The organism is Loigolactobacillus coryniformis subsp. coryniformis KCTC 3167 = DSM 20001 (assembly GCF_002706425.1).
Taxonomy (GTDB): domain Bacteria; phylum Bacillota; class Bacilli; order Lactobacillales; family Lactobacillaceae; genus Loigolactobacillus; species Loigolactobacillus coryniformis.
In genome coordinates this window covers 848902-869175 of sequence record NZ_CP017713.1, presented here as the reverse complement: position 1 = coordinate 869175, position 20274 = coordinate 848902, and the positions used below count along the sequence as shown (strand labels likewise).

The 20274-nt window shown below is 43.9% G+C and carries 23 protein-coding genes and 1 riboswitch; of the genes, 1 reads left to right on the top strand and 22 read right to left on the bottom strand.

Annotation, left to right across the window (positions count from 1 at the left end; translation table 11 throughout):
• Window positions 1-197: 197 nt before the first annotated feature.
• The 20 genes from LC20001_RS04310 to LC20001_RS04215 all read right to left on the bottom strand — a co-directional run bounded on the left by LC20001_RS04310 (window position 198) and on the right by LC20001_RS04215 (window position 17049).
• Window positions 198-1391: an acetate/propionate family kinase gene (locus tag LC20001_RS04310; RefSeq protein ID WP_010010193.1), complete on the bottom strand. Its 1194-nt coding sequence runs from the start codon at window positions 1389-1391 to the stop codon at window positions 198-200.
• A gap of 142 nt (window positions 1392-1533) precedes the next feature.
• On the bottom strand, window positions 1534-2238 hold the full coding sequence (locus LC20001_RS04305) for an MIP/aquaporin family protein (RefSeq protein WP_010010194.1): 705 nt from the start codon (window positions 2236-2238) through the stop codon (window positions 1534-1536).
• An 18-nt stretch (window positions 2239-2256) separates the two neighbouring features.
• A complete protein-coding gene (locus LC20001_RS04300) occupies window positions 2257-3381 on the bottom strand; it encodes a 1-propanol dehydrogenase PduQ (RefSeq protein WP_003677109.1) in 1125 nt (374 codons plus the stop codon).
• Between the two features lies 1 nt (window position 3382).
• Window positions 3383-4798 (bottom strand): aldehyde dehydrogenase family protein, encoded by a 1416-nt coding sequence (locus LC20001_RS04295; protein ID WP_003677110.1) that lies wholly within the window; start codon window positions 4796-4798, stop codon window positions 3383-3385.
• Complete coding sequence (locus LC20001_RS04290; RefSeq protein ID WP_003677111.1) at window positions 4791-5273, bottom strand: GlcG/HbpS family heme-binding protein; 483 nt, start codon at window positions 5271-5273, stop codon at window positions 4791-4793. Before LC20001_RS04290 ends, LC20001_RS04295 begins: the two co-directional genes overlap by 8 nt.
• 17 nt (window positions 5274-5290) lie before the next feature.
• On the bottom strand, window positions 5291-5869 hold the full coding sequence (locus LC20001_RS04285) for a cob(I)yrinic acid a,c-diamide adenosyltransferase (RefSeq protein WP_003677112.1): 579 nt from the start codon (window positions 5867-5869) through the stop codon (window positions 5291-5293).
• A gap of 242 nt (window positions 5870-6111) precedes the next feature.
• A complete protein-coding gene (locus LC20001_RS04280; protein ID WP_010010195.1) occupies window positions 6112-6384 on the bottom strand; it encodes a EutN/CcmL family microcompartment protein in 273 nt (90 codons plus the stop codon).
• Window positions 6366-6872, bottom strand: a complete 507-nt coding sequence (gene pduM, locus LC20001_RS04275; protein WP_003677114.1) for a PduM family microcompartment protein — start codon at window positions 6870-6872, stop codon at window positions 6366-6368. The genes LC20001_RS04280 and pduM overlap by 19 nt, the downstream gene beginning before the upstream one ends.
• Before the next feature lie 67 nt (window positions 6873-6939).
• Entirely contained in the window at window positions 6940-7788 is an 849-nt protein-coding gene (gene eutJ / locus LC20001_RS04270) for an ethanolamine utilization protein EutJ (RefSeq protein ID WP_003677116.1), read from the bottom strand.
• A 47-nt stretch (window positions 7789-7835) separates the two neighbouring features.
• Complete coding sequence (gene pduL, locus LC20001_RS04265) at window positions 7836-8474, bottom strand: phosphate propanoyltransferase (protein WP_003677118.1); 639 nt, start codon at window positions 8472-8474, stop codon at window positions 7836-7838.
• 26 nt (window positions 8475-8500) lie between these two features.
• Window positions 8501-8782, bottom strand: coding sequence for a BMC domain-containing protein (locus LC20001_RS04260; RefSeq protein ID WP_003677120.1), 282 nt, complete (start codon window positions 8780-8782; stop codon window positions 8501-8503).
• A 69-nt stretch (window positions 8783-8851) separates the two neighbouring features.
• Entirely contained in the window at window positions 8852-9430 is a 579-nt protein-coding gene (locus LC20001_RS04255; protein ID WP_010010198.1) for a BMC domain-containing protein, read from the bottom strand.
• A 162-nt stretch (window positions 9431-9592) separates the two neighbouring features.
• Window positions 9593-9931 carry a glycerol dehydratase reactivase beta/small subunit family protein gene (locus LC20001_RS04250; RefSeq protein ID WP_010010200.1) on the bottom strand — a complete coding sequence of 113 codons (339 nt, stop codon included), beginning with the start codon at window positions 9929-9931 and terminating at the stop codon, window positions 9593-9595.
• A 4-nt stretch (window positions 9932-9935) separates the two neighbouring features.
• On the bottom strand, window positions 9936-11768 hold the full coding sequence (locus tag LC20001_RS04245) for a diol dehydratase reactivase subunit alpha (protein ID WP_003677121.1): 1833 nt from the start codon (window positions 11766-11768) through the stop codon (window positions 9936-9938).
• A 153-nt stretch (window positions 11769-11921) separates the two neighbouring features.
• Window positions 11922-12449, bottom strand: a complete 528-nt coding sequence (locus LC20001_RS04240) for a diol dehydratase small subunit (protein ID WP_003677123.1) — start codon at window positions 12447-12449, stop codon at window positions 11922-11924.
• A 12-nt stretch (window positions 12450-12461) separates the two neighbouring features.
• Window positions 12462-13166 carry a propanediol/glycerol family dehydratase medium subunit gene (locus tag LC20001_RS04235; RefSeq protein ID WP_003677125.1) on the bottom strand — a complete coding sequence of 235 codons (705 nt, stop codon included), beginning with the start codon at window positions 13164-13166 and terminating at the stop codon, window positions 12462-12464.
• 93 nt (window positions 13167-13259) lie between these two features.
• Window positions 13260-14936: a propanediol/glycerol family dehydratase large subunit gene (locus LC20001_RS04230; protein ID WP_003677127.1), complete on the bottom strand. Its 1677-nt coding sequence runs from the start codon at window positions 14934-14936 to the stop codon at window positions 13260-13262.
• A 124-nt stretch (window positions 14937-15060) separates the two neighbouring features.
• On the bottom strand, window positions 15061-15780 hold the full coding sequence (gene pduB, locus LC20001_RS04225) for a propanediol utilization microcompartment protein PduB (protein ID WP_010010201.1): 720 nt from the start codon (window positions 15778-15780) through the stop codon (window positions 15061-15063).
• A gap of 150 nt (window positions 15781-15930) precedes the next feature.
• Window positions 15931-16725, bottom strand: coding sequence for a propanediol utilization microcompartment protein PduB (gene pduB / locus LC20001_RS04220; protein ID WP_003677130.1), 795 nt, complete (start codon window positions 16723-16725; stop codon window positions 15931-15933).
• A gap of 9 nt (window positions 16726-16734) precedes the next feature.
• Entirely contained in the window at window positions 16735-17049 is a 315-nt protein-coding gene (locus LC20001_RS04215) for a BMC domain-containing protein (RefSeq protein ID WP_003677132.1), read from the bottom strand.
• 272 nt (window positions 17050-17321) lie between these two features.
• Here LC20001_RS04215 and LC20001_RS04210 point away from each other — a divergent pair, with 272 nt between their 5' ends.
• The gene (locus LC20001_RS04210; RefSeq protein ID WP_010010203.1) at window positions 17322-18296 is read left to right on the top strand and encodes a PocR ligand-binding domain-containing protein; all 975 of its coding nucleotides are present in this window, start codon (window positions 17322-17324) and stop codon (window positions 18294-18296) included.
• Between the two features lie 196 nt (window positions 18297-18492).
• Window positions 18493-18649: riboswitch (cobalamin riboswitch) on the bottom strand.
• Window positions 18650-18672: 23 nt separating this feature from the next.
• On the opposite strand, the gene LC20001_RS04205 is transcribed toward LC20001_RS04210, so the two are convergent.
• Complete coding sequence (locus LC20001_RS04205; protein ID WP_003677135.1) at window positions 18673-19032, bottom strand: BMC domain-containing protein; 360 nt, start codon at window positions 19030-19032, stop codon at window positions 18673-18675.
• A 65-nt stretch (window positions 19033-19097) separates the two neighbouring features.
• Window positions 19098-20180 carry a glycerate kinase gene (locus LC20001_RS04200; RefSeq protein WP_010010204.1) on the bottom strand — a complete coding sequence of 361 codons (1083 nt, stop codon included), beginning with the start codon at window positions 20178-20180 and terminating at the stop codon, window positions 19098-19100.
• Window positions 20181-20274 lie beyond the last annotated feature (94 nt).

Sequence of the window (20274 nt, the reverse complement as noted above, 5' to 3'; positions counted from 1 at the left end):
TTTGGCGATCATTGATTCGATCGCCCACCTCACTTTCATAATTAGCGGACACATTTATCATACACTATCTCGCTTAGAAAAAACACGCCATTTTATAGCGCTTCCATCTAGTATCTAAAAGCACAAAATAGTGTTAATCACAAAATAATACAAAAAGATCCTGCACTATTTCACCGTGCAGGATCTTTTAAATCAAATTAAAGTTGTGCCACCCGTACAACATCGCGAGCGATCATTAATTCTTCATCCGTTGGAATGACTAAAACTTTGGTCGTGCTGTCGGCGGTTTCGATCGACAAAGCATTAGCCGCATTCTTGGCCGTATCGATTTTAACACCTAAATAGCCTAAGTTTTGGCAAGCCAGTTGCCGGACTAATGCTGAATGCTCGCCGACCCCAGCTGTAAAGACAATGCTGTCCACGCCGTTTAGCTCAGCAGCGTAAGCCCCAATGTAAAACTGAATTTGATGAGCAAAGACTTTTAACGCTAGGTCCGCCCGCTCATGCCGTTCATCAGATTGGTCGCCGGCAATTTTGGCTAAGTCACGGACATCATTAGAAATGCCTGACAAGCCAAGTAAGCCGGATTTTTTGTTCAACATATCTTTGACATCTTGTGCCGACATGCCTTCTTGTTGTTCTAAGTAAGGAATGATCTGCGGATCAACATCCCCACTGCGGGTACCCATCACTAACCCAGCCAAGGGAGTAAAGCCCATGGAATTGACCACTGACTTACCATCCTTGATCGCCGTGATACTAGCGCCATTACCAATGTGACACGAAATGATTCGTTGACTGTTGTTCGGAAATAACTCCGCGGTTTTCAAGGCAATATATTGGTGGCTAGGTCCATGAAAACCGTACCGCCGAATGCCATCTTTTTCATAATACTTATACGGAATGCCATAGATCTTATCAACGACTGGCATGGTGTGATGGTAGGCGGTATCAAATACTGCCACTTCTTTTGCATCTGGCAACGCCGCTGATACTGCCTGGATCCCAGTTAAATTAACCGGATTATGCAATGGTGATAATACGCTTAATTGATCGATCCTTTTTTCAACATCGGCATTGATCAACGTCGCATCACTATAATAACGACCACCATTAGAAACTCGATGGCCGACACCAGCGATCTCACTATAATCAGCAATGATCTGCTCTGCCAATAATGTATCTAACACTAAGTGCACTGCCACATCATGATCAGCAACTGGCTGTACGGTTTGGTGCTTTTTTCCCTGATAATCATAACTAAAAATAGCATCATCCTTACCGACACGTTCAACCGCGCCTTCGATCATTACGGTCTCTGCAGGCATTTCATATAATTTAAACTTTAATGATGAGCTACCACAATTGATTGCCATAACTTTTTTTGACATCGAATCACCTCAAATTTTAATCACGTGACGCATGACTGCGCCAAACAAAAAAGTGGGGCCCAGGCTGCCCATTAAGCGAGGATTGGTTGCTACCAATCTAGACTAGATTTGAGCTGTGATTCCCTGGTACCCCACATTTTAATTACTGTAGATTGAATAATAATGCTGCAATAGCTGCACCAACGATTGGACCACACATTGGTACCCATGCATATTCCCAATGGGCCGCTGTTTTGTGTGGAATTGGCAATACCGTGTAAGCAAACCGCGGACCCCAATCACGCGCTGGGTTTAGTGCATACCCAGTTGTCGATCCTAAACTGGCACCGATCGCAAAGATAACGAAACCAACGATAAATGGTTTTAGACCCTCAGTAAAGTTACCTAAATTAAACGTAATGTAAGTAAATGTGAATGTCGCAATGACTTCACTTAGAAAGTTAAATACTGGACTGTTGATCGCCGGTTTTGTTGCGAAGATTCCAACTGTATTGCCTTCTGCTTCGCTTTTACTTGCTTTGAAATGAGGATAGAAGTGAATGACAACGATCGCTGCACCCACAAAAGCCCCCAACATTTGCGCAATAATAAAACCAACAACTTGCGACCATTTTATCATACCTGAAATTGCTGCAGCAATGGTAAAGGCTGGGTTCAAATGCCCAGGCGCACCAAACGATGCAGCCACATAGACACCAAATGCCACCGCCATACCCCAGGCAAAGGCCACATACAACCAACCTTGCCCTTTAGCATAAGCTTTATTCAAGTTGATACTTGCACCAGCACCGGCACCTAAAATGATCAAGATCATCGTGCCGACAAACTCACCTAGGTAAGCATCCATAACATTACCCTCCTCTTGCTAGCCGATCACCGCTTGATAAACGGCCGCTAACTGTTCATCAGTTGGCACGATTGGATTACCTGGGAAGGTGCCATCCGCACGTGCAGCCTTAACAACGACATCTGTCTTTGCTTTGGCTTCTGCTGGATCAACACCGAAGGCACGTAAATTATGCGGGCACTTCATTTGATCCATCATTTTGTAGATCGTGTTTTGTAGCCGTTTTACTTCTAAGCGTGGACTTAAGTTAGCATTACCAATACCAGCTTTAACGGCAGCTTTACAGTACTTCGCCCGCACCTTAGGATCTTGTGCATTAAATTCGATCACTAATGGCAACATCATGGCACAAGCTAAGCCATGCGGCATATGGAATTGCGCACCTAATTGATGGGCGATCGAATGGGCAATCCCTAAACCGGCTGTGTTAAAGGCGATCCCAGCTGCATTAGAAGCTTCATGAACGATTTTACGAGCTGCATAATCATCTGGATGTTGATAACACTGAACCAAGTTATGCACAATGATATCCACTGCTTCTTCAGAAAGCGCAGTTGAAATAACATTAGCACCTGGATCAACCGCAACTAAGGACTCTAGTGCGTGGGTCAAAACGTCCAAGCCAGAAAAAGCAGTGACGCTAGCCGGTGCACTCATGACCAATCGTGGATCAAGTAACGCGATATCTGGTGTCAGGTGATCCTTGATGATCGGCATCTTAGTCGCATTCTTTTCATCAGAAACCACGGCTGTATTCGTCACTTCAGAACCAGTCCCACTAGTCGTTGGAATGGCAATAAAGCACTTAACTTCACATTTATTTAGCTTTTCACCAAAGAAACGAATCGCTTTAGCAGTATCGATCGCAGAACCGCCGCCAACACCGATCATAACTTGTGGTTTGACTTGATTGAAGACTTCAACGCCAGCCATAATATTCGTTAATGGCGGATTTGGTTTAACGTCAGAAAAGATCGTGACTTGGTTGCTGCTGTCCAATTTGCTTTCAATCGATTTCAAACCAGGTGTCCCTGGTAGAAATGGATCACAAACCAACAAAACTGCAGTTTGCTTGATTGTTTCTAAAACGTTTAGGCTATCGTCACCAGAGTAGATCGTTGTTGGAATTGAAATTTTTTCCATACTAATCCCTCCAGCTTCTCAATGAAAATCCTTCCGGTGAATTCAAACGACGACGACGAGTGAATGACTTAGCTGTAGTCGTACCTTCACCAGTTGGTGTTGCAATTGTTAAGGCCGAGGCACCAGTATGACCAACACCAGTACCAGAGTACGTAGGACCATTTACAACGAAGATCGATGTATTCATCCGATGTGCTGCTTGGTTGATGTGTGGTAAGTTTTCTGAATGGATCGAAGCCGTATGATGATTGCCGCCTTCAACAATGACGGCTGTCTTCAAGACACTATCAAAATCAGGGCAAGTCACAACTGGTAGAATTGGCATCAACATTTCAGTTGTAACCAATGGATGATCAGCTTTAGCTTCAAGCAAAATTTCTTTTGGCTTGCCGGTATAGCTGATGCCAGCAGCGTCCATGATATAAGTGGCATCTTTACCAACGTATTTACGATCAGGTGTACCTTTATCAGTGATCGTCATATCGACTAACTTCTGAATTGCTGCTGGGTCAGTAACTAAATAGCCACCTTCAGCCTGCATTTTACGAACTAATTCATCCTTAACCGAAGCTTCAACGACAACTTCTTTTTCAGCAGTACATAAAATATCATTATCAAATGAAGCTGAATCAATGATGTTATGTGCAGCCAAATCAATATTAGCCGTTGCATCAACCATTGCAGGTGGGTTACCAGCACCGGCACCGATCGTCTTCTTGCCACTGATCATGGCTTGATGGACCACGCCAGGGCCGCCAGTAACGGCTAACATGGCAATGTCAGGATGTTTCATCATTTGTTGTACGGATTCGATCGATGGTTCGTCTAATGTCACAACTAAGTTAGTTAAACCAGTGGCATTTTCAACAAACTCATTCAATTTTTGAATCGTCCATTTAGTGATGTTTTTAGCACCAGGATGCGCACCGAAGAACAAGGTATTGCCGCCAGCTAACATCATGATCGCATTGGCAATAACGGTTTCAGCAGGGTTCGTTGATGGACCAACAGCGCCAATAACACCAAATGGTGCATATTCGTACATTACTAGACCACCATCACCAGTTTCAGCTTCTGGTTGGAGAATTTCTGGACCAGGTGTGTTATACAAAGCGTTGTTTAATTTAGCCACTTTGGCTTCGACAGTACCCATACCAGTTTCAGCTAAAATATCTTCAGCAATTTTTTGGATATGTGGCCGGAAGCCTTCCTTGATCGCATCAATCACTTTTTCACGAGTGTCGATCGAGCAATCAACAAATTTTTCTTGTGCTGCTTTGGCGGCAGCAACTGCTTCATCAACGGTCTTAAATACACCGTGATCACCATTAGTTGCAGCAACAGTTGTTGTACTTGCTGCCCCACTTTGTAATTCTTCTGCTAAAATTTTTCTAATTTGTTCTTCTAAACTAGCCATTATCTTTGTCTCCTTTGAAAAATGCGTTGACTGCGGTTTCGCAGATCAGTTGATCTTCTTCGACCAGACCGCCGCTCACACCGACAGCCCCCACGATTTTATCATGCCAAACCAACGGGATACCGCCCGAAAATGAAACCAAGCGGCCATCAAGATTCCCACTCATTTCATAAAGTGGTCCTCCTGGTTGAATATCAGGTCCGATCTGCATCGTTGGTTCTTTCATTGCGATCGCCGACCAAGCCTTTTTAGGTGCTAAAGTCCGTGATACCATATTGGCGTTGGGCATGTGATAAAGCATCCGCACATTGCCTGCTTCATCAGCAACACACATTGTAACGCCAACTTTAAGCTCATTAGCCTTAGCTTCAGCAACATCAAATACACGTTGCATATTTTGCCGAGTAAAGAAACGTTCTGCATTCGTTTCCGCTAAAACAGCCTTAACGACTCGACGAATTTCTTCTGTATTCACTCTGACTCACTTCGTTTCTATTTTGATTCAATTGCTTTACAGTAGCGTTTAACAACTTCATCAACTAATTTCTGCTGTTGCGCATAATGATCTTCTGCCCGGGCCAAGATATACATGAAGTCCGATAACCGATTGGCGTATTGCTCAACTTCTGGACGAAACTTGATCGTCTCACTCAGCTGGACTAATCGACGCTCTGCACGCCGACATAACGTTCGACAAACATGCAGTTGCGCGCCGGCCAAACTCATTCCCGGTAAAATAAAACTATCTACTGCTGGCAATTCATCCGTGTACTTATCGATCGTACGCTCTAATAAATGAATATCTTCAGCTTCGATCCGCTGACTTTTACCGTAAAATTTGTCGGTATCTTGCGTAGCGATCTCACCTTGCAAGAAGAACATTTTATATTCAATTTGTTTCAGCAATTCTTTATTTTCTGAAATTTGGCAATACTTTTCAGCAACACTGATTTGGGCGTTGCACTCGTCAAAAGTGCCGTAAGTTTCGACCCGCAGATCATACTTTTTAACGCGGCCGCCATCAAATAAACTTGTATTACCTTTATCACCAGTCTTAGTATAAATTGCCATTATTCACATCCCTATTCCACGATCAAGGTTGATTTATTAGCCAAATGCACTAATAATTCTTTGATGTTCCTGACGGTGCGACTTGGACTTGCCGTACTTCGACACTAGTCCAATCGACAACGGGAAGCAGGTTCTGCTTAGCCAAAAAGTTCAACTAATCAATACTTGCTTACTAGTGTTGTCGAAAACCAGCGACAGTGTCCATTCAACTTAGGCAAAATACGCCTAGTTGAAGCATGGCCCTATTTATCGAAACGATCGATAATGCCGACAATTGCTGCATCCATGACATCTCGACGCGAACTGTCGCCATCAAGACTATGACGTGCACCAGCACCACGAACCATTAAGACATATTCACCAATGCCAGCACCTACCGTATCTGCAGCAACTTCCTCACGATTCATAGGGTCGCCATTACTATCAACTTGGCGTACGATCATTAATTTACGTCCAATCAATGACGTATCCTTTTGTGAAGAAACCACGCTGCCGACTACTTTTCCCATATACATGTGCGATTCGACCTTTCTTGGAGGACGAGCTGGCGCTTGACCAATTCTTCTTGCCCCAACATTGTTATTTTTTGTGCGTGTGTTTTTAGCACCACACTTTTTGGCGGCAATTTAACTAAATCGCGCCGTGTGATCTGGGTCTGTTCGAAAGCAGCAATTGGTTGTTGCTGATAAGTCTTGAACTTTAATGCCCATGCAGTTAACATCGGCAACGGAATAAAGTCAAGTTGCTTAAAGCTGACCGCTAATGTTAAATGGACTCGGTAGCCGATACCAGTCATTAACCATTGCACCCATGGATCAGACACATCCATTCGATAGAGATCACGGATCAAGGGAATCGAAACATTTTGAACGGTGACGCTAGCATAATCATAATAGATCGTTGCGCTGGGTGCTGGCTGATCAGATTGGTAGAAAAAATCGATCTTTTGTTGCTGTCTTTTCTGCAAGCGTGCCAACACTTGTTGGATGAGTTCTTCATTCATCGCAACCACCTCTACTTACTTCACAATTAAGAACGGCTTATTAAACCGATCAACAAGCTGTTCTATTTTATTTATCGTACATGGCAATGCCTAATGGTGTTACAAATTGCGGAAATTCAGGTTTTTGTGCGGCACGACCTAGGGTATGACTGAAAGTTGCAACAAAATCTTTAAAATTAGTCGCCCCGCCAACCACGATCACTGGCTCAGCTAATTGTGTGGCCATCACATTTTTGGTGATCGTCGCCATCTTTTCTACAACTGGCCGAATAATCGGAAAATTAGCGCTATCTTTCTTGGGGTCACGTTTCATTAATTCTGCATCGTCAGCCGGAATATGGTGATAGCCAGCTAAAACAAGTGTCATATGCGAACCACCAGTTGGCTCATCAATTACTTTGACCAACCGTTTCTGCTTAAAAACACTAATTCCCGTTGTCCCACCGCCAATATCAACTACCGTCCCCGTCGCTAAATGAAGAAACTTAGCGGCTGCGGTCGGTTCGTCAACAATTTCCTTAGCTTCCATTTCAGCAGCCTCAATGACGTTTGCCACCACCTTAGCGCTATTTTCCCCAGTACCCGGGGGGATGGCCCCACAAGCACTGGTCAACGTCTGGCCTAACACAGTTTCGGCCTGCGCTTTTAATCGTTTCAAAATCTGAATTGACCCAATGTAATCCACGACAATGCCATCACGAACAACTTTGGCGTATTCAAACGCCCCATATAAGGGTTGATCATTTTGATCTAAAACAGTTAAAACAATTGATGACGTACCGAGATCCACACCAACCTTCAACGTCTCATCCTTATGCAATTTACGGGCGGCTTTATCACCGTTGACCAACTTTGCGAACTTCCTCAACGTTTGATTAGCGGTATCTAACGTCCATTGCTTTTTTGCTGTCTGCATTTGAATACACCTCTAGTGGTTAATTTTGTAGCACAAGTTGCTGATAATTAGATTCGTTTGTCTTTAGGAATAATGTGACCAACCGTATCAGGACCAACGCAAGCTGCGTTAGCTTCGTCAACGTCAATATGCATTTCCAAAACAAAATCTGGATTAGGCCGCGCAATGACATCATCATAGATCGTCCGCCGACCATTAGTTTCAATGGCCACTTCAACGGTTTCACCATACTTAACGCCGAAACGTTCCGCATCTTTATCGCTCATATGAATGTGGCGTTTTGCAGCAATCACACCTTGAATTGTGACTTCACCATCGGCAGTTTTTACTTTAATCGATGGTGTACCATCTAATTCACCAGACAAACGAACTGGAACTGTAATGCCGAGACTGCGTGCATCCGAACGAGCTAATTCAACCTGCGAATGCTTGCGGCAAGGCCCCATGACCCGGACATGCTGAATCTCGCTACCATTAGGTCCAACAATCGTAACCACTTGGTTAGCTGCATATTCCTTAGGTTGGGTCAGCCATTTCCGCGGTGAAATCTCTTCATGGGGAAAGAGGACTTTGTAATCCGCTTCAGTTAAGTGGACATGGCGGTTAGAAACCGCCACCGGAATCCCTGGTTCTGACTCTTCTTTAATAATTCTGCGAATAACTTTACGTAATTCTTCTTCATTCATAATTCAATACACCGCTTTATCTAAAATTATTTTTCTGTGCCGTTTGGTAAAATCTTTTCAACATCGCTGTGTGGACGAGGAATGACGTATGAAGCGTAAACATCGCCAACTTGTTCAGCGGAAGAAGTACCGGCATCAACAGCAGCTTTAACGGCACCAACATCACCACGAACCATAACTGTAACTAAACCTGAACCGATACGTTCGTAACCAGTTAAGCTAACATTAGCTGCTTTGACCATAGCATCTGCTGCTTCGATTGCTGCGACTAAACCTTTTGTTTCTACCATACCTAATGCGTTGTTCATAAATAACAACCTCCTGATTATTGTTTAAATACCTGTTATCAAGCCTTTAACGGCAGCTTTATAAACAGATTATTTTTTGTGTGATGATTTATTTTGCTCAGCTTCAACTTCATTAAAATGAATACAAGAAGCGCGCGGCTCGCCTTTTTTACGTGGACAAGCAGGATCTTTACATAAATTACAAGTGTAATGAGTCGCCGGTGTTGGCTCGGTCGTCGGCTTAGACGCATGACTAACCGCTGCAGCTTCGCTTATCGCAGAAGCTGAGACCGAAGTCGCTGCTGAGTCAGCTGCACTAGCCGCAGCACTCACTGGCGCCACCTTGCTTGTAGTCTTTGGTTCCGGCGTTACTGGCGGTTGGGGCTTTGGTTTAGGTTGCGGTAAAAAGGTTGGGCCTAAACCAGTGCCTAAGCGTGGAATCACCTTCGAAGTTACATAGAGGTGATCTCGTTGTGCTTGTGCCTTACCAGCATTAACACTGGCTTCGACCGCTGCAACTGAACCAGTAACTTTGATGGTGAGCCAGCCGGAACCTTTAGCACGCTGCAAACCTTGAATATCAACGGCAGCAGTTTTGACCATCGTATCGGCCACGCTAACGGCACAGGCATATCCAATAACCTCGACCATGCCAAGTGCATCATTCATTTCCGGTTCCCCCCTTCACAAAATAGTGCGGGTTGAAAAAGCGCCCAGATTGCGTATATTCCGTAACCTGCTGTTTCAACCACGTTTTCGCTAAACTAACTAACACTAAAATACGTTTGTCCGCATTTAATGTTACGGATGCTGTACCACTTTAGTTGAAAATCATAACTCAATTTTCTTAAATGGCACACCTTTGACCAGACGTGCAGCGTCAGCACCGAGCGCACGTAGCTTATGATCGTTGCCCCAAGTTTCTGTAAACAACGGTTCAGCCTCTGGTAAATTCTTGTAGTGAACAACGATCTGTTGCCGATCATAGGCAATGCCTACCGACAATGGTGAGGCGATCGCTGCTTCATGGGCGATATGGGCTAACGACCCACTAACATCCATAGGTCGCAATACATACGGAATTTGTTCTTCCTCGATCCCATAAAGTAGCGGCTGCAAGCGTTGATCATCAGTACCACTCGCGATTACGATCACAGGTTTAACTGCCATCCGCTTACCTCCTTACCTCATTGGCATAACGTAAGATCAATCCAGTGGCAACGGCATTCCGTGGCCCTTCAACCGAACGTACATTACCGCGACCAGCAACTAAATTATAATGAGACAATTCATCTGTGACTAATTGTGGAATCTCGAAGTCAAGTGCCGAGCCACCAACAATAACCACAAATGGAATATCACGAATGTTGCCAGTAGGACTAACATGCTGTAAGGCACGGATCGCATTGGCAACAAAAACCCGTTTCTTCGCAGTACGCCGAACGATACGAATCTTTTCGATCGAAAGCTCACCTGGAATTGGTTCATAACCGGTTGGCTTAACCACCACCGTTTTAGCAAAAATATCAGCCGGTAATGCCTTTTCAAAGAACTGTACCGAACCATCCTCATGCCGCAGCTGGAATAAATTTTCAACCTTGGCTAACGGATAGCGTTTGATATCTTCAGCCAAATAAGGATCATCTAAACCGAGTTCAGAATTAATGATCATGCTAACCATGTCGCCAGCACCGGCTAAATGGATCGCAACGATTTTATTCTCCTTATTGATGATCGAGGCATCGGTCGAGCCGGCCCCTAGATCTAAAATAGCAATCGGTTTTGTTGTCCCTGGTGTGGTCAGCGCACCGAGAATTGCGGCCTCGGCTTCGGCACCACCAATATCAACCTTGACGTTGAGTTCCTTCTCGATTTCCTTAGCGATCCGCGACATTTGCAGCCGGTCAGACTTGACCATAGAAGCGATCCCCACGGCCTGTTCCATCGAGAACTCACCTGCTAGACCGCCTTTGACATTGATCGGTACTGAGGTATTGACCCCTAACAGATCTTGAATGGCGATCTCATTAAGCTGCTTGCCAGTAAGTTCGGCCATCGTTTGGCGAACACGTTCCAGCATACCGCCAATATTGGTTCCAGGTTCACCGGTCACATCATCGATCGTCTTAAAGCTGGAGATGACCTTCATGATCTTATCGGCACCATCAGAGATGCCAACCTTTTCCGTCCGGCCATTATCACCATGGATCGTTAATGTGCCTGCCGGAATGACTCGTGCCTTGACGTCACCTTTAGGCGTCTTGATCACAACCGCTGAACGGTTGCCGATCAAGGCCCGGGCAACAGGTACGATATTCTTCGTTTCCTCAGAATTCAATCCAAAAACAGTGGCGATCCCGTAAGGATTCGATAACTCAGAAATCACCCGTCCTTGCTCAGCAACTTCGACAGCTGCCAACATATCGACTGGTACCTTATCCAGAAAAGCAACTTCATCAACAATTGGAATCTTAGTATCCAAACGATTATCGACTAAAACGCCATCATCGCCTTGCATGACCGCTGCGGTAACTTTATAACCGCAACCGATATACATATTGATCAATTTAGCAGCGTCAGCAAAATCAACACTACGTGGGATCAAGACAATGTAACTGCGTTCTTTATCCGTTTGTTTGATCAAATCAACGATGTTGACCGTATACCCAATACCTAGACCTAGACCACCAGGTGTCCGCGGATTATGTCCAATCATGGTTGATTCAGTAATAATTGTTTCTGTGATGGTTTCCATCGCCACATCACCAATTACCGGCGTCGCCTCATTGACCCGAATTAGATCCACATCGGCAATATCTAGATCAGCTTTATGCAAAACGCCATTTAACGCCTTGCGAATACCGATCAGATTACGCAATGTGCCTTTGATCCCAGTCGTTTCAGCAATATCGGAAGCAATGAAGTCAACTGAACCATCTGTATCAACGTTGGCTAAAGCAACTTCAGTTGATGAGTTCCCGATATCGACACCAATTACTTTTTCCATGAGAGCTCCTCCCTACCAATAGTTATTCAGAATTTGAATTCAATTTCTATACTGATCTGCTTGGTTTTATAACCAAGATCCTTCACTAAATTAGCGGTGAACGCTCCTAGCGCAAAAACAAAACACCATACAGAAATCTTATTCTGGCAACAACTAGTTGTCGCCTTTTAACTTCTTACGACCTTCATAATTAGTGGCTGCTTCACGGAACCAAGCTGCGCAAATTGGTGCGTTATACTTAGTTTCCAATTCTTTAGCAATATCTTCCAGATCTTGTTTAGAAGAACGATATGGCCGTAATGCACCATACATTGCTAAAATTTTTTCATCGGGAATAGCCGTTAATTCTGCAGCCCGAGCAAAGTTTTTCTGAATGGCTGGGCGACCAGCGTTTTTAGCAATTTCACCTTGATACTGCAAGGTTTCTTTTGTGATTCGCAGATCATCAGCCTTAACGTTGTCCTTCATGACGTTATCCAAAGTGATTTCATCTAAGCCTTTACCACTTGGTGATTTGATCAAATCGGGATGTTTGGAAAATAATGGATAATCTGATGCATCTAATTCTTTTGTAGGTGCGGTTGGGGCACTTGCAGTAGTCGTTGATTGCGCAGTTGGCGCATCATTTTGCTGCTGCATTTGAGCCATGATTTTTTTGACTAATTCATCCATTTCTGCCACTTTTAACGCCTCCTAATCAAACGTTACTTGAATTTCATCAGCTGGTTTACCAATTACAACATACTTGGTTTCCCGAATATGCATTAATGCGGAAAGTGCTTGGTATTGCACCCGTGCCATTTGGTCGTTGACCGTTGGTACTGGTACTGGTGATTCACCCTTAGCATACTTAGCAGCATTCTTACCGATGGCCCGGTAAGTTGGTAGATCAATAACTGGTGCCTGAGGGAACAATTCCAAGTTAGATAATGGTTCTTGATCAACTTGGTGAATGATTGTTGTCCCTTTAGACTGAATCGAGATCCCAATTCCAGAGCCAGATAAATGATCGGCTTCAACCCCACCGAATGAAACATCGGCTGTCCGATAAACTTTAACGACCCGTGCATGCAATCCTTCTTCTTCGATCCCAGCAATGACTTGGCGGAGCACTTCTTTGTGATCCAAACCAGTCAATGTATGGGTCAAATGTTCGGCAAAACCAGGTTCGACCCCAATGACAACTTCGTCCTTAGAAGTCCCTGGTTTAGCAACGCCAATATGTTTAAACCAAGAAAGTTGTTTAGGTGCATCAGTTGCTTCAGGCTTTGCGGCAACAGCTGTCGCTGCGCCACTAGCATTTTTATCGCTGAAATCAATTTTAGTTTCGTTTGTATTTACTTCCTGCAAAACTTCTTTGACGATGGCACGCAGTAATGACTCATCAATTTCTGCCATGTTATTTCCTCCTTTAAAAAGTAGGTTAGATTTAAGACCAATAGCGGTCTGTTTTCGTTAACAATACTTAATTACGCAACACGCAATAAGTGATTACAATTTAGCATTTTTGCCATCGATAGCGAATGGTAGATCCTTGATCCGATCCCATTCTTTCTTATCTTCCCAGAGACGGTAGCCAGTGCCAGGACCTTTGTAATCATTAGCATTGTTGATGGCGGAAATAACGTTCCAGTTCTCATCAAAAATAGCAGAAGTCTGCAAGAAATCACCAGCTAAACGTTGACGCAGTAAGTTCAAATAGGCATTAGCAACGTCAGTAAAGCCATGATTGTTTAATGCTTTAACAATATCAACACCGGTAACGCCACGATCAAGAATATCTTGTGCGCCTTTCATATCGGCGACCATATCACGATCAGGCATGTCTTTGGAAGTATCGGCATAAGTTGCTGCTTCAACTTCTTCATCCTTGATCGCTGGTAAGCCAAGATCTTCAAAGACTGCTTGAACAGACTTAGCAGCATAATTACGTGCCTTGATGATGTCATCTTCTTGAACCGGATGTAAGCCACCATTGACAGCTAGATCACGTTCCCAAACATAATAATCATCATAATCATGCGCATCAGCGTTAGAACCGGCAAAAACGTTATCGTAGTTAGGTGTCGATGAATAACCGGAAGAAATATAATCTGTCCCAGCGATAAACTGACCGATCATCCGTTCAGTCCGCCGCATATCGGAATGACTGAAGGCCTGATCGTTAGCCGAAGCACATTCTAGATCGACCATCATACAGATCAAGTTTTCACCAAGTACTGAACGAATACCTGATGGTACGGCACCAGGGATACCGATACAGCTAACACCACCATTTTGTAAACCTTGGACACCAGATGCTTTGGTGATCAAGATACAACGGCATTCAAGGTACAACATTGATTTACCTTCGGCGTAGCCCATCATAACTTCAGAACCAGAGCCAGAAGTAAAGCGCATCTTCAATCCACGTGACGCGTAGCAAGAAGCTAAAAATCCTTTAGACCAAGGTGTATCGTCACCATCGGTAAAGACTGGTTCAGTCCCATAAACAGAGATCGTTTCGGCATAGGCAGTAAAACCACGCATACCTAGACTTAATTCGGCTGCTTCTTCAACTGAGCATTGCGTCAAAACACCTGGCCGTGCTGATTGGGCACCAGTTGTGATCGCGATCGCATTTAATGGTGCATAACGTGCGATCGCAGTGGTTGTTTCTTCTTCAGGGAACCCACGCAATGCGGCATCAGCAGCATCGGCAGCGATCTGGGCTGGGTTATCACGAATATTGGTAACATGGCCTTGCGTTGCTGGTGTCCGCCGTGGACGCATCTTCTGAGCTGCCATGATCATTTCAGCAAAGTTCAATTTACTGATGATCTCTTCCAATTTAGATGGTGTGCAGGCAGTTGTAATATCAATGACTTCTTGACGGCTAACATTCGGATCACAAAGCATGTTGGCGATCTTAACGGAATCCATTTGAATAACTTCTTCGGCACGATCCAAATTGATCCCATATTCCGCAATATATGAATCGATCAAATCAAAATCAGCGCGTTTCTTGCCATCTAATTCAGTGACAACACCGTTTTCAATTTTGATCGATGGCTTAGGATCATTAGGCCCCATCATCGCGATGAAACCTTCTTCAGGCCATTCCTTTACAAATCCGTCAAGATGAATTGGCCGCTTCTCTAATTCCTCAAATCTTTTTTGACGTTTCAAGTATGCTTCCTCCTTCTAATAACTAGGATAGATTTTGCTTGGGCAAAATCGTATTTACAAGCTAGTTAATTCCCTTGCGACACCCCATGCAACAAGAAACTCAACCCGGCTTGTTGTCCAACGCTTAAATATATGATGGAAATTCATTTTTAGGTTCAGTACCACTTAAATTACCTAATAATACTTTACCGACTTCACGGGCTGAGATAACAGCCTGACGAACGGCACCAGAATCACCGGTAATGTGGACCATTGCTTCGTTAGAAACACTAGTGCCATGCGCTGGTGAAGCAACAGACAAAACTTCAACTGCTGCTGTTTTGACTGCAACATCAGCCATCACAACACCGATCGCAGCTGGCGTGCCACAAACTAAGCCATAGGCCTTGCCTAATGGTGCACCAAAAGCTTTATGCACCGCTTGGCTTGCCCGCGCCGTGTATTGGAATTCCAAATGACCAGCATCGGTGCTATAAACATCGCCGAAAGTCCGTTTAACGTCTTCTAAAGCGATACTAACCGCCTGACGGACATCTGAAACATCGTCACCACCGAAGATGATCAAGGAACCATGACCACCGCCACCTTTAGTATCACGAGGTAATTCAATATCGACAACTTCAGTATTAGTCGCTTTGACCGCAGTATCAGCCGCCATAATATGGGGACCAGCACCAGTCCGTGCGCCTAAAATACCTAATGAATGATATTTCTTATCTAAATGCAAATTATCCAGAATCTGTTGATCTACGTTGGCAATGACTAAGCCGATTGTGTCACCGATCGGTGCTTTACCAACATACTCAGTTAACTTGTTATCCGCTAATTGATCAAGATTATTCAAATTGCCACCTCCTACTTCACGATTAGGGTAGTTGATCAACCAAAAATGTTAATCAACTTTGATGTTACGGACGGTATCTATTCTTGTGGTAAAGTTTGTACCGCAAGAAATATGGTCCTAAAATAATGCCCTTTTAAACGCCTAATTCAGTTAAATATATGAGGGATGCTGATTTTTAGGTTCAGCACCCATTGTGCTCAACAATTTGATGCCAATTTCACGTGCCGCGATCACTGCTTGACGAACAGCACCAGAATCACCACTAATGTGGATCATCGCTTCATTGGAAAGGCTAGTTCCTTTGCTTGGTGAGGCATAAGAAATAATATCAACATTGGCCGCTTTTACCGCGGTGTCGGCCATAATAACGCCAATACCTGCAGGTGCGCCGCAGACCAAGCCGTAAGCACGGCCGATCGGTGCACCGAAAGCTTTGTTACAAGCGTAACTTGCCCGTGCAGTATATTGCATTTCAATGTCACCAGCATCGTTAGCGTAAATATCGCCAAACATTTTTGGTGTTGCTGCTAAAGCGACTTCAACGGCCCGCCGTACATCCGAGACGTCTTCGCCGCCGATCGTGATCAAGGAACCATGACCAGCACCTGTCTTCGTATCACGTGGCATTTCCACGGAAACAACTTCCGTGTTCGTTGCCTTAACAGCTTCATCAACTGCCATCACTTGGGGACTAGCACCGGTCCGCGCAGAAACAACGCCAATTGAACGATACTTTTGATCTAAGCCCATTTTTGCAGCTAGATCAGCATCAACATTTGCAATCACCAAACCGATCGTATCGCCGATCGGTGCAGTACCAACAAACTCAGTTAGTGCCTTACCTTCTGTTGCCAAACTGTTGACCTCACTTTCCGCTTCAGCGGTTGGCTTGTTAGCCAAGATTCGCGCCATCACGCGGTCAATAATTTCCGATTCATCTTTCATAATAGCTCACTAATCGTTTTCAACGTTGACATCGCCATCACCAACTGCACCTGGTGTTGGTAAGATCTTTTCAACATCTGTGTGTGGACGTGGAATGACATAATTAGAAACAACTTCGCCAACGTTTTCTGCGGCAGCAACACCGGCATCAACGGCAGCCTTTACGGCACCAACGTCACCACGGACCATAACCGTAATGAGTCCTTGCCCAATCTTTTCTTGGCCAGTCAATTCGACATTGGCCGCCTTGACCATTGCATCAGCCGCTTCAATTGATGCGACTAAGCCACGTGTTTCGATCAAACCTAAAGCTTCTTGTTGCATAATGATTCCTCCTCAAATTGGATTATGTAACTGTTTACAAACTCCAGTATAAAAAAAAAGAATGCGACATTCTTGCCGAATTCTGATAGTTGTCCAAAAATTACTAACGTTAAAATGACAATATCTTGCACCACAAAAAAATGCTTACATTTTGGCTAAGCGCTTGCAAGTAGGGTTTACTAACTTTAAATTTCCGCTTATACTGAAAAGTATATTTATGAATTCTTGTTAATTGTAAATCTAAATTTTACAAATACCATGGAGGTAATTAGATGCTTGTTCCGGAAAATTACTTTGGTAACAATCAGAAAGTTCTCGATAAAATTCTACGTGAATTTGCTGAGGCAACAGGCTTACCCACTATTCTAGTTGATACCCGCGGGGACGAACTAACTTACGGCTATGGCTTTACTCCCTTTTGTCAGTTAATGCGTAATAATGAGAAAACGCGCCAGCTCTGTCAAAACTGTGATATGTTTGGTGGCCGCCGCGCCGTTCAAGCAAAACAATCGCAGCCATATATCTGTCATGCCGGGTTGATCGATTTTTCCTATCCAATCAAGTTAGGTGAACAAGTAGTCGGCTATATTCTTTGCGGTCAAGCCAAGGTCTCAGATGACGCTGAATTTGAACCTATTTTAAATGAAAAAACCGATTGGCATAAAGATCCGATCCTCAGCGAGGCCTACGCAAATTTACCAACAGTTAAACCGAGTAAAATCAAATCTGGGGCCGAATTATTGAAGATCATCATCAATAATTACCTATCTAATATTGTTAATGGTACCTTTGATGTCGATGCACCGGGACCAGTACCTGCACAGATCAAAGCTAAAATGGGCCCAGATCCGGCAGATAACCAACAACAGGCCGCTAAAATCAATTTTTCGATCACGAAACCGCACCATCCCGTCCAGCCGCAAAAGCCTGAGATCAAAAAAGCATTGGATTACATCAATAAACATTTGAACGAAGTGATCAGTCTCGATGAAGTCGCCGAACATGTCTTTTTATCTAGCTACTACTTAAGTAAGCTGTTTAAGAAGGAAATGCAGATCAACTTTGTCGACTACGTTAACAATAAAAAAATCGAACGGGCTAAGATCCTGCTACAAGATTCAACTTGGTCAGTTGACAGTATTGCCCACAGTTTAGGCTTTTCGCAGACCAGCTACTTCAGTAAAACGTTCAAAAAATCGGTTGGCGCGTCACCTAGCCAATACCGTAAGCAAATCCAGACCCACTAGCATGTATTGAAAAGGCACTCAGGTTATGGCACAGCTAGTCGACAATGGACCACCCTTTTTCAACCAGGTTCAGGCCGAACCGCAACCTCTCAATGCTTTCCCAAATTAGACGCTAAAAAGACGCAACGGCTTTTCCCGCTGCGCCTTTTTTTGTTAGCTAAATAAAGCACCGCGCTTCTCTACTCCCGAAAAAGCCTGTATACCATTCACCAAAATATCCTGACTTGATCTCAATCGCCGCATATCCTTCCAAACTAACGTGGTTATATGCATTGTCCATCTCACAGTTGCGGGTACAGCACTAGATTTACACTAGTTTCCTTTGGATCACTTGAATGGTCATTATTTAATTAAAGTGGCTACTTACTCGTCAAACTTAGGTTCGGGTAATCACCGGTACAGAGAAATCGAGGATCGTTTGTAACTTGGTGATTACTTGGTTCAGCGCTGACTCCACATCAGAAACGTCGCCGCAGATCACAACTGAGCCACTAAACCGATCAATGAAACCAAGCTTAACATTACCCGCTTTAGTCGCAATATCACTGGCAATGATCGACGCTTCACTAGGGGTGATCGTTAATATCCCCAATGCATTATGGTCATCATCTAAGCCTAATTTCGTATAAATATCTTCATCCGGACTCGCAATAATATGCGCTAAAGTAACTTGCTTACCCGGAACATATTCTTGAATCATGCGCTCAGGTTTTTTAGTTGATCCATTTACTACCATCAACGACACCTCTCTACTTCATAATATAATTATTTTTTGCTGTTACGGACACTTGCAATCAGTCCTTAAACTTGGCGGAAATAAATCAAACGTAACGCATTATTAAGCGTCATTGTGAAACGCGCCAATTGATCAGCGTCACTCATATCATTAGGATAATCAAACAACACAACTTCATTATCCGTGGGTTCGACCTTAATTGTATCAGCTAAAACGATCACGCGCTTGTTGTATTGCGCCAAAAGTGTCCGATAACTCAAACTATGTGCGGCCACAAAATAATAAGGCGTCTGCTGCACTAACGCAGACATTTCTGTATCCTTAACAAAAGCCGTTGCCATATCCGTTACCGTGACCTGGCCAAAAAAGGTTTGGAAACAATAACCTAGGCCAGTTGCTAATTCGGCCTTAGCATCAGCCCGACAGTCAGTAAAGTTGACTGCAACTACTTGAGCACTAAATTTTTGTAATTGCGTTTCTAAGACCTTAGCAATTTCTGGACTAGCACCGGTCAGACCAATATTCCGGTAAGTCACACCATCAGCACCTAATAATGGGCCCCGTACCTGCTTATTGGTATAAAAATGATAATGTAAGGATTGCCACGTCGCCAATGCAGTAACATCAACCTGCTGCAAACGCCCTAATTTACCACCACCATGAATTTGCTGGCCGGCGCTATCCGTAAACTTAGCACCTAAGGCCTCTAACGCCCCTACACCTAAATCATTGGTGATATTAACTAAATTAATAAAAATAAAATCAGTGGTTTGGGTCGTCCGCGTTTTGCGCATCAATTCGCCTAGACCAAAACTAGTAGCCGTCAGCGGACTGCGGGCAATTTCTGGAATCAATTGGGGCCCTAGCAAACTGCGAATATCAATGACCACAATTTTACCAGCAGCTAAAACGCCATAACGTGCCGTAACCGGCATTTCCAATGGTCCAGTGACCGTCATCGTTTGAACTTTTTGCTGATAAAATGCCATGATCGCAGTTAAATAATCATCATCTAAATACGGTAATCGTTGTAAAGTCGCGGCAGGCGCCTGCTGATGTAACGCTTGTTCGAGCAATTGTGCTAACTGATCATTGACGACTTGGTCAGTAGATATCTGTGCAAAAGCATAACGATCATTATTAGTCACAATCTGCCCTCCTCTACGCCACTTCTTTTAAGGTAGCTAAAGTCATTAAAGTGTTTCCGCTTCCAACTATTATTCTATCAAACTCAGAATATGC

What these genes read in the sequence shown, in the direction of transcription:
- LC20001_RS04310 (WP_010010193.1), bottom strand. Translation starts at nt 1,391, where the DNA reads ATGTCAAAAAAAGTTATGGCAATCAATTGTGGTAGCTCATCATTAAAG.
- LC20001_RS04305 (WP_010010194.1), bottom strand. Translation starts at nt 2,238, where the DNA reads ATGGATGCTTACCTAGGTGAGTTTGTCGGCACGATGATCTTGATCATT.
- LC20001_RS04300 (WP_003677109.1), bottom strand. Translation starts at nt 3,381, where the DNA reads ATGGAAAAAATTTCAATTCCAACAACGATCTACTCTGGTGACGATAGC.
- LC20001_RS04295 (WP_003677110.1), bottom strand. Translation starts at nt 4,798, where the DNA reads ATGGCTAGTTTAGAAGAACAAATTAGAAAAATTTTAGCAGAAGAATTA.
- LC20001_RS04285 (WP_003677112.1), bottom strand. Translation starts at nt 5,869, where the DNA reads ATGGCAATTTATACTAAGACTGGTGATAAAGGTAATACAAGTTTATTT.
- LC20001_RS04280 (WP_010010195.1), bottom strand. Translation starts at nt 6,384, where the DNA reads ATGTATATGGGAAAAGTAGTCGGCAGCGTGGTTTCTTCACAAAAGGAT.
- pduM (WP_003677114.1), bottom strand. Translation starts at nt 6,872, where the DNA reads ATGAATGAAGAACTCATCCAACAAGTGTTGGCACGCTTGCAGAAAAGA.
- eutJ (WP_003677116.1), bottom strand. Translation starts at nt 7,788, where the DNA reads ATGCAGACAGCAAAAAAGCAATGGACGTTAGATACCGCTAATCAAACG.
- pduL (WP_003677118.1), bottom strand. Translation starts at nt 8,474, where the DNA reads ATGAATGAAGAAGAATTACGTAAAGTTATTCGCAGAATTATTAAAGAA.
- LC20001_RS04260 (WP_003677120.1), bottom strand. Translation starts at nt 8,782, where the DNA reads ATGAACAACGCATTAGGTATGGTAGAAACAAAAGGTTTAGTCGCAGCA.
- LC20001_RS04255 (WP_010010198.1), bottom strand. Translation starts at nt 9,430, where the DNA reads ATGAATGATGCACTTGGCATGGTCGAGGTTATTGGATATGCCTGTGCC.
- LC20001_RS04250 (WP_010010200.1), bottom strand. Translation starts at nt 9,931, where the DNA reads ATGGCAGTTAAACCTGTGATCGTAATCGCGAGTGGTACTGATGATCAA.
- LC20001_RS04245 (WP_003677121.1), bottom strand. Translation starts at nt 11,768, where the DNA reads ATGGAAAAAGTAATTGGTGTCGATATCGGGAACTCATCAACTGAAGTT.
- LC20001_RS04235 (WP_003677125.1), bottom strand. Translation starts at nt 13,166, where the DNA reads ATGGCAGAAATTGATGAGTCATTACTGCGTGCCATCGTCAAAGAAGTT.
- pduB (WP_003677130.1), bottom strand. Translation starts at nt 16,725, where the DNA reads ATGAAAGATGAATCGGAAATTATTGACCGCGTGATGGCGCGAATCTTG.
- LC20001_RS04215 (WP_003677132.1), bottom strand. Translation starts at nt 17,049, where the DNA reads ATGCAACAAGAAGCTTTAGGTTTGATCGAAACACGTGGCTTAGTCGCA.
- LC20001_RS04210 (WP_010010203.1), top strand. Translation starts at nt 17,322, where the DNA reads ATGCTTGTTCCGGAAAATTACTTTGGTAACAATCAGAAAGTTCTCGAT.
- LC20001_RS04205 (WP_003677135.1), bottom strand. Translation starts at nt 19,032, where the DNA reads ATGGTAGTAAATGGATCAACTAAAAAACCTGAGCGCATGATTCAAGAA.